The organism is Spongiibacter nanhainus, from assembly GCF_016132545.1.
GTDB classification, from domain to species: domain Bacteria; phylum Pseudomonadota; class Gammaproteobacteria; order Pseudomonadales; family Spongiibacteraceae; genus Spongiibacter; species Spongiibacter nanhainus.
The window spans coordinates 2,203,821-2,217,662 of record NZ_CP066167.1; the positions used below are offsets into that span (position 1 = coordinate 2,203,821).

The 13,842-nt window shown below is 57.1% G+C and carries 12 protein-coding genes; 2 read left to right on the plus strand and 10 right to left on the minus strand.

All coding sequences use genetic code 11. The features are described from left to right. Nucleotides 1-9: 9 nt before the first annotated feature. A complete protein-coding gene (locus I6N98_RS10115; RefSeq protein ID WP_198568251.1) occupies nt 10-855 on the minus strand; it encodes an AAA family ATPase in 846 nt (281 codons plus the stop codon). Nucleotides 856-1,088: 233 nt separating this feature from the next. On the opposite strand from I6N98_RS10115, the gene cysK reads away from it, so the two are divergent. Then, nucleotides 1,089-2,042 carry a cysteine synthase A gene (gene cysK, locus I6N98_RS10120; protein ID WP_198568252.1) on the plus strand — a complete coding sequence of 318 codons (954 nt, stop codon included), beginning with the start codon at nt 1,089-1,091 and terminating at the stop codon, nt 2,040-2,042. Nucleotides 2,043-2,054: 12 nt separating this feature from the next. Here the strand turns inward: cysK and I6N98_RS10125 are convergent, their stop codons facing one another. Beyond that, nucleotides 2,055-5,162, minus strand: a complete 3,108-nt coding sequence (locus I6N98_RS10125) for an efflux RND transporter permease subunit (protein WP_198568253.1) — start codon at nt 5,160-5,162, stop codon at nt 2,055-2,057. Continuing rightward, nucleotides 5,152-6,291: an efflux RND transporter periplasmic adaptor subunit gene (locus I6N98_RS10130; protein ID WP_198568254.1), complete on the minus strand. Its 1,140-nt coding sequence runs from the start codon at nt 6,289-6,291 to the stop codon at nt 5,152-5,154. The genes I6N98_RS10125 and I6N98_RS10130 overlap by 11 nt, the downstream gene beginning before the upstream one ends. Before the next feature lie 229 nt (nt 6,292-6,520). Between I6N98_RS10130 and I6N98_RS10135 the strand changes: the two genes are divergently transcribed. Next, nucleotides 6,521-7,138 carry a TetR/AcrR family transcriptional regulator gene (locus I6N98_RS10135; RefSeq protein WP_198568255.1) on the plus strand — a complete coding sequence of 206 codons (618 nt, stop codon included), beginning with the start codon at nt 6,521-6,523 and terminating at the stop codon, nt 7,136-7,138. A 13-nt stretch (nt 7,139-7,151) separates the two neighbouring features. On the opposite strand, the gene I6N98_RS10140 is transcribed toward I6N98_RS10135, so the two are convergent. The 7 genes from I6N98_RS10140 to I6N98_RS10170 are packed head-to-tail and all read right to left on the minus strand — an operon-like array spanning nt 7,152 to nt 13,764. After that, nucleotides 7,152-7,736: a CBS domain-containing protein gene (locus I6N98_RS10140; RefSeq protein WP_198568256.1), complete on the minus strand. Its 585-nt coding sequence runs from the start codon at nt 7,734-7,736 to the stop codon at nt 7,152-7,154. Between the two features lie 39 nt (nt 7,737-7,775). Beyond that, the gene (locus I6N98_RS10145) at nt 7,776-8,090 is read right to left on the minus strand and encodes a hypothetical protein (protein ID WP_198568257.1); all 315 of its coding nucleotides are present in this window, start codon (nt 8,088-8,090) and stop codon (nt 7,776-7,778) included. A 47-nt stretch (nt 8,091-8,137) separates the two neighbouring features. Further along, complete coding sequence (locus I6N98_RS10150; protein ID WP_198568258.1) at nt 8,138-8,671, minus strand: mechanosensitive ion channel domain-containing protein; 534 nt, start codon at nt 8,669-8,671, stop codon at nt 8,138-8,140. A gap of 4 nt (nt 8,672-8,675) precedes the next feature. After that, the gene (locus I6N98_RS10155; protein WP_198568259.1) at nt 8,676-10,664 is read right to left on the minus strand and encodes a transglutaminase TgpA family protein; all 1,989 of its coding nucleotides are present in this window, start codon (nt 10,662-10,664) and stop codon (nt 8,676-8,678) included. Beyond that, nucleotides 10,657-11,634: a DUF58 domain-containing protein gene (locus I6N98_RS10160; protein WP_198568260.1), complete on the minus strand. Its 978-nt coding sequence runs from the start codon at nt 11,632-11,634 to the stop codon at nt 10,657-10,659. The genes I6N98_RS10155 and I6N98_RS10160 overlap by 8 nt, the downstream gene beginning before the upstream one ends. Continuing rightward, nucleotides 11,634-12,560 carry an AAA family ATPase gene (locus I6N98_RS10165; RefSeq protein ID WP_198568261.1) on the minus strand — a complete coding sequence of 309 codons (927 nt, stop codon included), beginning with the start codon at nt 12,558-12,560 and terminating at the stop codon, nt 11,634-11,636. Before I6N98_RS10165 ends, I6N98_RS10160 begins: the two co-directional genes overlap by 1 nt. Next, nucleotides 12,550-13,764 carry an O-succinylhomoserine sulfhydrylase gene (locus I6N98_RS10170; protein WP_198568262.1) on the minus strand — a complete coding sequence of 405 codons (1,215 nt, stop codon included), beginning with the start codon at nt 13,762-13,764 and terminating at the stop codon, nt 12,550-12,552. The genes I6N98_RS10165 and I6N98_RS10170 overlap by 11 nt, the downstream gene beginning before the upstream one ends. Between the last annotated feature and the right edge of the window lie 78 nt (nt 13,765-13,842).

Consider the following 13,842-nt stretch of genomic DNA (forward strand, 5'->3'; position numbering starts at 1 on the left):
GCGAATCAACTAGCGCATTTCGCGACGGTGCATAAAGGCCAGGCGTTCCAGCAACTGCACATCCTGCTCGTTTTTAAGCAGTGCGCCGTACAGCGGAGGGATCGCCTTGCTGTTGTCGCGATGCTTGAGAATTTCGTCGGGAATGTCGTCCGCCATCAGCAGTTTCAGCCAGTCAATCAGCTCGGAGGTAGACGGCTTTTTCTTCAGACCGGGGATCTGGCGAACTTCAAAAAAGACTTCCATGGCTTCCTGAACCAGGTTTTTCGCAATGCCGGGATAGTGCACCTCAACAATGCGCTGCATGGTTTCACGATCCGGGAAGTTGATAAAGTGGAAGAAACAGCGACGCAGGAAGGCATCGGGCAGCTCTTTTTCGTTGTTACTGGTGATCACGATAATGGGACGGTGCTTGGCTTTGATCACTTCGCCGGTTTCGTAGACGTGAAACTCCATGCGATCCAGCTCCACCAACAAGTCATTGGGGAACTCAATGTCAGCCTTGTCGATTTCGTCGATCAGCAGCACCACCTGCTCATCGGACTCAAACGCCTCCCACAGTTTGCCTTTCTTGATGTAGTTGGCAATGTCGTGGACCTTGTCGTCACCCAGCTGGGAATCCCGCAGACGGGACACCGCGTCATACTCGTAAAGGCCCTGCTGAGCCTTGGTGGTGGACTTGATATGCCACTGAATCAGGCGTTTACCCATGGCGCTGGCCACTTCTTCAGCCAGTAGGGTTTTGCCGGTGCCGGGTTCACCTTTAATCAGCAGCGGGCGCTGCAGGGTCACAGCGGCGTTGACTGCCATACTCAGATCGTCGGTGGCAACGTAGTTGTCCGTACCTGTAAATTTCATATTCTGTCCTGCTCGTCTCAATAGCGGTGGGCGTTGTGCAAGTGCACCCGCCTTTTCTACACTGGTCTACACTGGGTATTATCCGTTTGGTGGTCACACTACGCGGTGGGAAAAACACCCGCAATGGCCGCGCGGGCCAGCTACTATATCAAAAACAACCATTTCTCGTCGCGGTCGCCGATATACGCCTCTTTTCCAGGGAAATTTTAGCACCGCCCACAGGAGCAACAGCTATGCAGTACGATGATCTCAGCCTCAGTATCGGCCACACACCGCTGGTAAAAATCAACCGCATCAGCCCCCACAAAATTTTTGCCAAAATAGAGAGCCGCAACCCTGCCAATAGCGTGAAATGCCGCATAGGCGCCAATATGATCTGGCAGGCCGAGCAAGACGGCAGGCTGAAAGCCGGTATGGAAATCGTCGAGCCTACCAGCGGCAACACCGGTATCGCCCTGGCCTTTGTCGCTGCCGCCCGGGGTTACCCCATCACCCTGACCATGCCCCATACCATGAGCCTTGAGCGCCGCAAGGTACTGGTGGCCCTGGGCGCTAAATTGGTCCTCAGCGACGGCGCCAAGGGTATGAAAGGGGCTATTGCCGCCGCAGAGGACCTGGTGGCACAAAATCCCCAGCGCTACTTCATGCCCCAACAATTCCAGAACCCCGCCAACCCGGCCATCCACGAGCAAACCACCGGCCCGGAAATTTGGCAGGATACCGATGGCGAAATCGACATTCTGGTCAGCGGCGTCGGCACTGGTGGCACTATCAGCGGCATATCCCGCTACATCAAACAGACCAAGGGAAAAAGCATCACCTCGGTGGCGATCGAGCCGGCCTCCTCCACGGTAATACGCGCCGCCAAAGCCGGCGAGGAAGCCAGTCACGCACCCCATAAAATACAGGGCATCGGTGCCGGCTTTTTACCCGATACACTGGACCTCGACATGGTGGACCAGGTAGAAGCTGTTAGCGACGAGGAGGCGATGACCTGGGCCCACCGGCTGATGAAAGAGGAAGGGATTCTGGCGGGTATATCCAGCGGCGCCGCCATGGCGGTGGCTGACCGGGTCGCCAACCGCCCCGAAAATGCCGGTAAAACCGTGGTAGTGATACTGCCGGATTCAGCAGAGCGCTATTTGAGCTCGGCCTTGTTCGAAGGGGCCTTCACCGAAATTGAGTAAGCCCCTCTTGGATCAGACCGTCGAGGTCTGATCCACATCGCGATCTTGAGTCTGCCGGGCCATCCGCTCACTGACCAGCGCCGCGACGTATGGCTTGCGCATGATTAAAAACATCGCCGGCACAAACACCAACGACAATATGGTGGTAAACACCGTGCCGCCTGCCAAAACGATGGCAAAGGGCGGCCAAAACTGGCCCTTGGCGATAAGCAGAGGCACTAGCCCGGCAACGGTAGTTAGGGTGGTGGAAACAATGTGGCGGGTGCACTCTGCCACAGTTTCTACAATGTCCGCCCGGTTGCCCGCCATCGCCAATGGCGACGCCTTAAGTTCGGTAAGAATGACAATGGCGGCGTTCACCGCCAGCCCCATCAGCCCCATTAGCCCGACAATGGCGGTAAAACCAAAAGGGAAGTTCGCCAACCACAGGCTGAGCATCCCCAGGCCCGCCGACTGCCCCGCCACCATAAAGACAATGGCCGACAGCCGAAAGGAATTAAAGGCCATCACCACCGTGACCACCAGCAGCACGGCGACGATCCCAGCGCTACCCATTAACTTACCCACGGTGGTGCTGCGGTTTTCCGCCTCACCGCCTACCTCTAGCTCATAGCCGGCCGGAACGGCAAACCCCGCCTTTTCTATATTCTTCAGCAGCGCATCCAGCACTGTCGCCGACATCACCCCATCCTGTATATACACCTCCAGTTTGTTGATACGACGGCCATCCCGCCGGGTAATCTTGGCCTGTATCGGCTCCAGGTGAGCATCGGCGATGGCCGACAGGGGGCGAGGACCAGTGGGCAAGACCAGGGGGAAAGACATAAAGCGGTCCACCGATGTCCCTTTCACCGCGTAGCCCGACACCCGCACCGGAAGCTGCTCGCTGCCGTCCAGCAAGCTGCTGGTCACCACGCCATCGACGCTGGCCGCTAAGGAGCCGGCGATATCCCGCAGTCCCACCTGGCTGCGTTGCGCTTCGCTCTCTTCGATATTGACCACCAGCTTGGGGACAGTCTCACCCAGGGAAGTCCGCGCCTGGACCACGTGCTCTGTCTCCAGGGCAATGCGCCGCAACTCGTCGCCAAGGACAACCAGACGATCAATTTCGCTACCGTAGAGGCGCAGCTCTACTGGCGCCGGAGTGGGCGGTCCCTGCCCCAGCCGCCTCACGACGGTTTGATATTCGGGAAAGCGCTCATCCAGCTCCCGCTGCAATACAGACACCATTCTATTGGCGTCCGGCACACTGCGCACGGTGGTCATAGCCTGGGCGTAAAACGGCGCGCCATCCATGTTGTCGAAGATGTTGTAGTAGAAAGGTGGCGCGCTGCGCCCGACAAACCAGTGCAGGGATTCGATTTCCTGATGGCTATTGATGACCTCTGACATTCGCTCTGTGGCGCGCTGGGTATCAAAAATACTGCTCCCCGCCGGCAGGTAGACCTCAAGATTAATCATGTCCCGATCCGAGGGAGGGAAAAACTGCTCAGTCAGGGTCTGCGCCAGCATAAAGCCCGACAGTGGCAAAGCAAAACAGAGCATTGCACTTATTCTTGGGCGCTCTAACACTGCCGCTAAAAAACGTCGGTAGTGAATATTTAGCCACGGCCCTAACCGCCGCCCCGCCAACGCACTGGAGGCGCCCTTTTCGCCAGAGAGCCAGCGGCCGGCAATCGGCGCGATAATGAACAGTGAAATTATCCAGCTGCCGGCCAAAGCAAATATCACCGATTCAGCCAAGGGGCCAATAAACTCGCCGCCAGGACCAGGCATTAACACGATGGGCATAAAGGCCAACATAGTTGTCAGTGTTGACCCCAGCAGTGGCAGCCAGAGATGCCGGAAAGCCTTGGTGGCTGACGCTACAGGGGAAAAGCCCTGTCGCCGATAGCGCATCACCATATCGCTCATCACGATGGCGTTATCCACCATAATCCCCAGTGCCACAATCAGACCAGTGACCGACATTTGGTGAATGGGCATATGATTGAAGCGCATGCACCCCAGCGCAAACAGCATCGTCATCGGTAGAGATACCGCGACGATAACCGCCGAACGCCAGCCCAGGGTAAACAGCAAAATGATGAAGATCAGCAAAAAGCCGGTGCCAATATTGACGATCAATTCACTGAGGCGTGCGCTGGTATAGCCCTCCTGAGAAAACAGTTCCTCGACCTCAATCTCCGCCGGCAGGCTGGCCGAAAACTCGGCAATTTTCTCTCGCAGGCGGGCAGCCCAGAGGTCGCCCCGTTGGTCGGGTAACATTCGCACCGCAACAACAATGGCGCGCTCGCCCGATACCAAGGCCAGATCTTTGGGGGTAACCGGTTCACCCAGGTAAATCTCGGCCAAATCCTGGACTTGCAGAGATCCGCCCTCGTCCAATGTTAAAAGCGGCGTGCGGCGAATCCGCTCCAACTGCTCAAAGCCCCCTGCCAATTCTACCGGCAGACGAAACTCGCCGTTGACCAACTCGCCAGCGGCCGACTTAGCATCACTGTTCTGTAATTTGCTGGCGATGCTGTTGACGTCCAGCCCCACCGACGCCGCTTTAATGACATCGACTTTGACTTGAACTTCTTCATCCGGCGCGCCCCACAACTTCACCAAATCGGTGCCGTGCAAATTGCGCAAACGGCTGGCCAATTCCTCGGCGTAGCGCCCGGCCGTCAGCAAGTCGGCATCCTCGCCCTGCCAGCGCAGCGCACCTATCCAGGTAAAGGCGTAGCTTCGCTCGTGGTCCAGCTGAGGGGGGGAGGCACCGGCAGGCAGGGATTTGGCGGCCTTTTCCAGTTTATCCCTCACCTCTGACCACAGGCGATCGGTTTCTGAGGCTGGGACTTCATCCACAAAAACAATGCTGATGGCAGCAACACCGGACTTTGCAGTTGAGTTGATGTGTTTTATTTCCGGAATACTGCGCAGTTCTGACTCCAATGGCTCAATCACCAGGGTCTCGATTCTCTCCGCGCTGGCGCCGGGAAACTGCGTCAGTACAATGCCGTCCCGGTTGCCAAAATACGGATCTTCCAGACGCGGTAAGCTAGCCAGGGCGGCCAAGCCCGCCACCAGAATCAGCGCTATACCCAGCGCAATAAGGCGCGGATTATTGAGCATTGGCCGACTCCGCAGCCGGGCCACTGTGTACAGCGGCTGTTGGATCCCCTGCTGCCTTGACCTTGACTGCCTGCCCCGGTGCCAGGCGATGGGTACCAGCAGCGACGATGCGATCACCGGTTTTCAGTTCGGAGCTCACAAAAACCAGGCCATCGTGATGATAAATCGGTCGCACCGAGCGTTTAACGATCCTTGTATGTTCACCCTGATCTGTCACCTGATAGACCGCCCAGGTTCCTCTGACATCGCCAAGCAAAGCAGATTGGGATACCCAAAAACCTTTTTGCTGCCGAAATGCCGGCACCAACAGCTGGATTGTTTCACCGTCAACGTGGGGAATCCCCTCCGGCAAAGCCACTCGCACACTGCGGGTCTGGGTGCGCCAATCGAGGTTTTCCGATACCGCCAAGACTTGGGCCTGCCACTGGCCCAGTTTGCTGTAGACCGGCAGTGACTGCCCCAACACTAACTCTCGACCCAGCTCCCCGGGCACACCGAATATTGCTTCAATTTGGCCAGTCTCCACCAGTTGCATCACTGACTGCCCAGCCTTAACAATGACTCCCTCTTCAATGGAGACATTGGCTATCTCACCGCCAAAAATTGCAATCAAGCGGGCCTTGTCCAAGCGCACCGCCACGCCCCGGAGTTTCTCGTCGATCTGGTTGATTTGCGCCCGGGTAGCGCGCTGCTCACTCTCAAGCTGGTCGAGCTGACCCTGGGAGACATAGCCCTTTTCTGACAACGATCGGTAACGCTGTAAATCACGGCCGATTTGTTCAAGACGAGCGGTGACTTCTTCTTTGCTGGCCTGCAACTCCTTTTGTTCAATCAGCAGTGAAGTGGTATCCAGCTCCGCCAAAATATCCCCGCGACGCACGGATTGGCCATTCTCTACATTGAGCCTGACCACTTTGCCGGCAAATTCAAAACCAATGTCTGCCCGCTGACTGCCGACGACCCGGCCGGCAAACAGGCGTTCCACCTGATACGAGGGCTGGTTTTCTACTTTGACCACGGTAACGGGGTGCAAGTCACCAAAGGCAGCGTGACTGCCAATACAAAAGCACACTGCGACCAACGCGGTCCCCAGTGCCGTCCAGTTCCAGGACAGGTTGGGCAAAAACATGGCGATCCCCCATCGTGGTTACTAACCACTTTGAAACTTTTATTAGACTGCGTAGTCCAGAATATAAATACACCATACTGGACTGTCTAGTCTATTTTTATTACATTTCATTCAAGCACAGGTTGGGAATGGCTATATGGGCGGTCCCGACTCTTGTGCATACTTGCTACGGCCACGGTCAAACTTTGGGAACGTAATGTCAGGCACTGCTACAAATAAAACAGCCGCTGTGAGCCGCGGACGCGGCAAAAGCCAGGAAAAACGGCAGCTTATTGTCAAAGCGGCCAGTGAATTGTTCGTTGAGCAGGGCTATAGCAACACCAGTATGGACACCATCGCCCGGGAGGCCGGGGTCTCCAAACAGACGCTGTACAGCCACTTTGGCGGTAAGGAGCAGCTGTTCACCGCAGCCATTGACAGTAAATGCGACGAATACCAGCTGGACAGTACCCACCGCCAGGATATTCCTGATTGCCGCCACTACCTGGAAGACTTTGCCATCCATTTCGCTCGGCTATTGGTCAGTGAAGAAGCCATTGGCATTTACCGGGTGTGTGCCAGCGAGGCCGGCCGCAGTAATGTGGGCAAGCTCTTTTGGGAAGCGGGGCCTGCTAAAATCCGCAGCGGCTTAATCGACTATCTGCAAAGCCAGGTTGAGGCCGGAGTGCTGCATATCGAAGACACGGAGCTGGCGGCAACCCAACTCACCGCCATGTTGCACTCCAAGTATCACTCTCGCGCATTATACGGTGTCGATGAGTCGGTCACCCAAGAGGACCTGCAGTATTACGCCAGGTCCTGTGTTGACTTGTTTTTACGGGGCTACCAAGCCACATCACCGGGCTGATAGCCCCGCTGGCCTAACTACCCACCGCCATTGCCGGCTTGATATGCAAATCGGCAAACTTTGGGGATTTCTGAATACACAGGGGAATCCGCAGCTTGCGGACAATATCGCTGGCCGAGACCAGGCCGCGGATTTGCCCCTTGTCACGATCCACCACCAGACAGTGCTGGCGCTGGTAGTCCTGCAGAGACATCAGCAGGTCGCCAATCGTCATCCTGCGCAGGTCGTCGTAATCCAGCATATCCAACTCGCTGCGCTTGCGCATAAGGTCCGCGACTTTGAGCTCCTGGCGCGAGTAGCCCTCCGCCACTTTCTTAATCAGCTCGGCCTCCTGAATATCCTCCAGGGCCAGCACACCCAGGAAGGTTTGATCCCGGTTGATCACCAACTTCAGCCTCACATGGCTGTGCTTCATCATGGCTTCGGCCTCAAGGATCGGCGTTTCGCTTTCCACCACCAGGGCCTCCTGCACGCTGAAATCAGTAAAAACAGCCAGTGCGGGTGAGTTCAGATTGAGACTGCCGCGATCCGCCTGATCGTTTTCTGGCGACGCGATTTGGTCGACGCGCGCAGCGTCGATAAGTGCGATTGTGTTCATGTTACACCTCTGTATTAGCGATAAAGATTTAAAAATCGTTTACAGCGGTGTTGCGGGTGGCGAGCGATTGCGAAGATCGGGAAGGAAGGGATTGCAAGGGTTGGCAGCCAGGGCCGTAAGGGGATCATCCCCTGCCAATGCTACCGGCTGTAATGCAACAATGGGGCAGCCGCCGGGGTCGTCGCCATCGTCGTCATCAATCTGATAGTGAACATCCAGTGCACCATACAGGTCGGTGACCACACCCTCACTGGCTTTGCTCTGGCCAGCCAGTGCCCCGCAGCTCAGTACTGCCAGCAGCAGCGCCAATACCGCGATCAGTGCGGGGTGTTTAGTCGGCCTTTGGATGTCCATAGATTTAGCCTACGCCCAAACGGCGAAAAAGTAACCCGAAAAATTACCTATTCGGTGGTGACCGCTTGCTGTTCAACCGGGGCCGCCTCGGCACGGTTAGACGGTTGTTTTATCACCGCCCGCTGCAGCAGTGCGCTGTTGGGGTAAGTGATGGTGGCGCCGTCATCCAGGCGAATCAGGACATGAAAAGACGCTATCTCGATGATTTCGCCAATGACATCGGCGTCGGGATCCACCACCTTCACGCGATCTCCAACGCGGTAGGGAAAGGCAAAAAAGATGATCATACCGGCGGTGAGGTGACTGAGGATTGACCATTGGGCAAACAGCGCCACACCGATTACCGCCAGCACTGAGGACATAAAGATAAATACCCGGTCGTAGCTAAGGCCGAGAATAAAGCACATCACCAGAAAGGCGACAATCCACATCAGGATGTTGATCCCTTTGCTAACGGTATACAAGCGACGGGGGTTCACCTGCCTGGCGGCGCCAAACTCCCGCAGTAGTCGATTGAGAAACCGGCTCAACGATACAATGCCGACCAATGCCAGAACGGCGATAACCACTTTCCAAAACATATCTCTATACTCCGCTACTGATGCTGCTGGGCTGCCGGGACGCGCGGCGCAAGCTTTTTAGCTCGCGCAACAACACCGTTCGGCGCTCCTCCGATACTGCTCGATAATCCAATTCACTAAATAGCGCGGTAACCCGAGCCATCCACGGCGCCCACTCCGGCGCCAGTGTCTTCACTCGCTGCAAATACGCTTCCGGCGTTTCACCGGGGCGACGCGACACGCCCCGTCGAGCCATTGCCCGACAACACTGCAAGTAATACCGAGTGGCCGGATCGCGGCTCAGCGCAGGTGGCAGGCGAATCGCGCTTAACGCTACCAGCAACATGGGTAGGCCACCACATATGGCCAAGCCCAACAGCAGACGCTGGGGCGTCACCTCCCCCAACAACTTCAGCAGCGTTTGATACTGGCTCTGGCGGTCATAACTCAAGACCCACCGCGCCCACATATAGTTCAGGTTGTCGAAATACATGCGCATTCGTGTTGCCCAGGCAAAATGACGCAGAGATAAAGGGGAGCCGCTTAGAAAGGCTTCCTGCCCCCGCAATATCTGCTCCGCACCCCGCTCTATCCGCTCGGGCGCCACCACTGCGGTGGGATCGACCCGACGCCAGCCCTCTCCTTCCAACCACACCTCTGCCCAGGCGTGAGCATCGGATTGATGGACCAATAGATAGCGGTCGGCGCGGTTGTATTCGCCACCGAGATACCCCACCACCAGTCTGGCGGGCACACCGGCTGCACGCATTAAGAAGACAAAGCTCCCGGCAAAATGCTCGCAGAAGCCTTGTCGAGTATCAAAAATAAACTCATCGACGTTATTATCTCCCAGTGTCGGTGGACTGAGGGTATAAACAAATGGCGAACGGCGAAAAAAGGCCAGTGCCGCCGCCACCCGCTCTTCCCCACTTTCAAATTGATCCCGCCACTGTTCACCCAGCGCTCTGGCACGGGGATTAAATCGGCCTAGCAGGCGGGTGTTGAGAAAGGTTTGATATGCACTGGTTTCCGAACGCGACGCGTTGAGGTCACTGCTCACGCTGTATTGGAAACGTCCGGTCAAAGGAGCTCGCGGCATCCACTGGTAGTTACCCGCATAGCGCAGGTCGTCCCGGCTAATCGAGGCCACCGCGAGCGTGTAGAGCCAGTCGTGTACGCCGGGTTCAAGGGTAACAGTGTATTCCAGTGTTTCCGGGCCCTCATCGACATTCGGCGCTGTTCTGGCGGGGTTAAAATCACTGCGCTTCCAGCGGCGACCGTCAAAATGGTCCAACACCAGGCCACGCCAGTACAGCGACTGCACCGGCGGCAAGCTGCCATCTTCAAAGCTAACCCGAAACGCCCGCTCGCCCGATTGAATCAATTGGGCAATATCGCCAAATTCCAGGGAATCGGACATACCGGTGCGGGCATCTTTGCCGGGCAGCGGCATGGACCACAGTGGCCCAATACGCGGGAAAACCAGGAACAGAAACACCATCAAAGGTATTGCCTGTAGTGCCAACACCCCAGCCGTTTTAGCCATGGGCAGTGCCACAATATTCTGACGATTGAGGGACTGCTGAGCCATCAACAAGACCCAGACTTGCAACAAGGCTATCAGCAGACCGGTAATCTGTTGATCAAACAGAAAGCGGCAAGCCACAATAAAATAGCAAAGAATAAGAATGATCCAGTGGTCGCGACGCCCCTTGAGCTCCAGCAATTTAAGGGTCACCGCCAGAACCAATAGCGCCAACATCGGCTCAAGCCCCAGCAGCTGCCGGAATTGCAAATAGATGGCTGCCAGCGCACCCACCGTCAGCGAGACTTTTAGTAAGGCCGGGGGAAATGACCAGCCAGACTGGGCAATGCGCCAGTACCAAAACGCCACTGCGGCCCACACCCCAATCAGCCAGGCTGGCAAGACGGTAAGCAGTGGCGCGATAACCACCAGCTGAGCCACAAGCAGCCAGATAATTTGCCGCCGCAGCTGAAAAGCACCATCAGACATGAGTGCCCCCCTCTGGCGATTGATACAGTGCCAAAGCTCGCAACACCTCGGACAGATGTTGATGACCGTTGGCAACGGGGATTTTCTGGGCGGGTAAGTGCAAGCCGTAAAACAGGTTGCGCCGATCACACTCCAATGCCCAGGCACACAAAGTACTCAGGCGATCTTCAGTAGTCAGGTCCGGCAAACTGTCCCAACTCAGAATCAGTTCATCGGCTCGGGCCTGATCAAAGTGCTTGCTGATCAGCCCCTGCCCCTTCGCATAGGCCTTCCAGTAGATACGCCGGGGAGGCTCGCCGACCCGGTAGCGTTGAAAACCACTAAACTCGTCGCTGTCCATCCTGGCATTAAGATCGCTGCCTTCACTCCCCGCGGCACTGCTGACCATGGGGCGGAGCATTTTGGGTTCGGGGTACACCACGCACTGCCAGTCCAGCGCTGGCAAACTCCAGCACCGCAGTAAACCCAGGGGGAAGTCGGAACGCAGGTAGACACGAGCCGGCGATAGCAGACCCCGCCGGTCCGCCGGATAAGGCAGGCGCAACTCCTGCTTTTCATGAGGGGTAGTCAGCTCCACCGTGTTTACCGAGTGATTGCGAAAGCCCACCTGAAGCAAGCGGCGCGGGCGACGGCCACTGTCGATGTGCAAATGAAAATGGGCCTGCTGCCCGGCAAAGACCGGTTCCGCCGCGCCGGCACGCAAACGGATACCCGACAAGTTAGCAAAGGTGTGGAGAATGGTGACCAGGAACAGGCTAAACAACCAAAAGCACAGACCAAAGATCAGGTTGTTTTGATAATTGATCGCCAACAGCAACATGCCCAGCAGCATTGCCAGAAACCCGATACCTACCCTGGAGGGCATGATATAAATGTTGCGCTGTGTCAGCACAAGCTGTGGTCGCGGTGGATTGCGACGCGCTATCCAGGCATCCACCCGCTGGGATACGCGACGGCGCCATGACCACATCAGCCCAGGACCGGCACCTGTGCCAACAGATGTGCTACCAGGTCGCTGCCGTCACCGCGGTGCTCCGCCGAGGCCTGTAGTCGGTGCGCCGCGACCGGCTGCAACACCGCCTGCACATCGTCGGGCAATAAGTAATCCCGCCCCGATAGCATGGCCCAGGCCTTGGCACACTGAAGCAACGCCAGTGCGGCCCGGGTCGACAAGCCAAAGGCAAACTGGGCATCCTGGCGGGTAAAGGCAATTAAGCGCTGTAGATAGCTGATCACACTGCCTCGGGCCTCAACGTCTGACACCTCCGCTCGCAATGCCAGCAGTTTTTCGGTGTCCAGCAAGGGCCGCAGCGCCTGTAGGTGACGGCGGGGATCGCCCCCCTCCAACAGTTGCCGCTCGGAGCGTTCATCCGGATAGCCCAGAGAGATCCGCATTAAAAAGCGATCCAGCTGAGACTCAGGTAGTGGAAAGGTACCCGACTGAAACCAGGGGTTCTGAGTGGCCATAACAAAGAAAGGTTCCGGCAGCGGCCGGGTTTCCCCTTCAGTTGTCACCTGCCCTTCTGCCATCGCCTCCAACAGTGCACTCTGAGTTTTGGGGCTGGCTCGGTTGATTTCATCCACCAACAAAAACTGGGTAAAGATCGGCCCGGGGTGAAAGTGAAAGGCATTGGTGTTGCGATCGAAGACCGACACCCCTAGGACGTCTGCCGGCAGCAAGTCACTGGTGAACTGTACCCGCCGATAGTCAAGGCCGGTAACCCGGGCAAAGGCCTGGGACAAGGTGGTCTTACCCACGCCGGGCAAATCATCCACCAACAGGTGACCACCGGCCAGCAGGCAGCACAGCGCCTGCTTAATCTGCTGCTCCTTCCCCAGTACAACCTTCCCTATTTCATCGCTGAGCTGCTGAAGCAGCGACAAATTAGAGGGCATCGAGGCCTCGCTGCATATCCCGCTTAAGGTCTTCCACTGCTTCCAGACCCACAGCAACGCGAATCAAATTGTCGCCAATACCCGACTCGGCGCGCTGCTCAGGGGTGAGACGGCCGTGGGTGGTTGTACCCGGATGCACGATGGTGGTCTTGGCATCACCGAGATTGGCGGTTATGGAGACTAATCGGGTGGCATCAATAAACCGCCAGGCGGCGTCACGCCCCCCCGCAACCTCAAAGGACAGCACCCCGCCAAAGGCGCGTTGTTGCTGTTTGGCCAGCTGGTGACCCGGGTGCTCCGGTAAGCCGGCGTAATAGACCTTATCGATGCCCTTCTGTTCTGACAGCCACTGTGCCAGCGCCAAGGCATTGGCGCTATGGGCCTCCATACGCAAGCGCAGTGTCTCCAGGCCCTTGAGAAAGACCCAGGCATTAAATGGGCTCATGCTGGGGCCTGCACTGCGGATAAAGCCCAGTACCTCTTCCATCTGTTCGGCACGGCCCACAACAGCACCGCCCACGCAGCGCCCCTGACCATCGAGATACTTGGTGGCAGAGTGCACAACGATATCAGCACCCAAGGCCAAGGGAGTCTGAAGCGCTGGCGTACAGAAGCAGTTATCCACCACAAGATGGCTGCCCTGCTCCTTCGACATGGCCGCCAAACGCGCGATATCGACAATATCCGCCAGCGGATTTGAAGGCGTCTCCACTAACAGCAGTTTAGTCTCGGGACGCAACGCCGCATGCCAGCCTTCATAATCAGTGGGCGCAACAAAGGTGGTTTCCACCCCCAGCTTGGCCATAAATTTATTGAGCAACACCGTGGTGGTGCCAAATACACTGCGCGAGCAGACGATGTGATCGCCCGCAGAGAGCAGCGCCATACAGGTGCTTAGAATGGCGGCCATACCGGAGGATGTCGCCACCGCCATCTCCCCCCCTTCCAGGGCGGCGATGCGCTCTTCAAAGGTGCGCACCGTGGGGTTGGTATAGCGGGAATACACATTGCCCGCCTGTTCCCCGGAAAACCGCGCCGCCGCCTCAGCCGCCGAGGCGAATACATAGCTCGAGGTGGTGAAGATGGGCTCGGAGTGCTCTCCCTCAGCAGTGCGCACTTGACCAGCACGGACGGCTCGGGTGTCCAGTTCGGCCTCCGCCAATACCGCCAGGCGTTCGGCGAGGTAGTCGTCTTCGTTGCTCATAGCTCAGTTAGCGTTGTCGCTTGCGTAATCGTTAAAGTATGTAGCGCCAGTGAAGGGTCACAGTCCATCACGAGACAT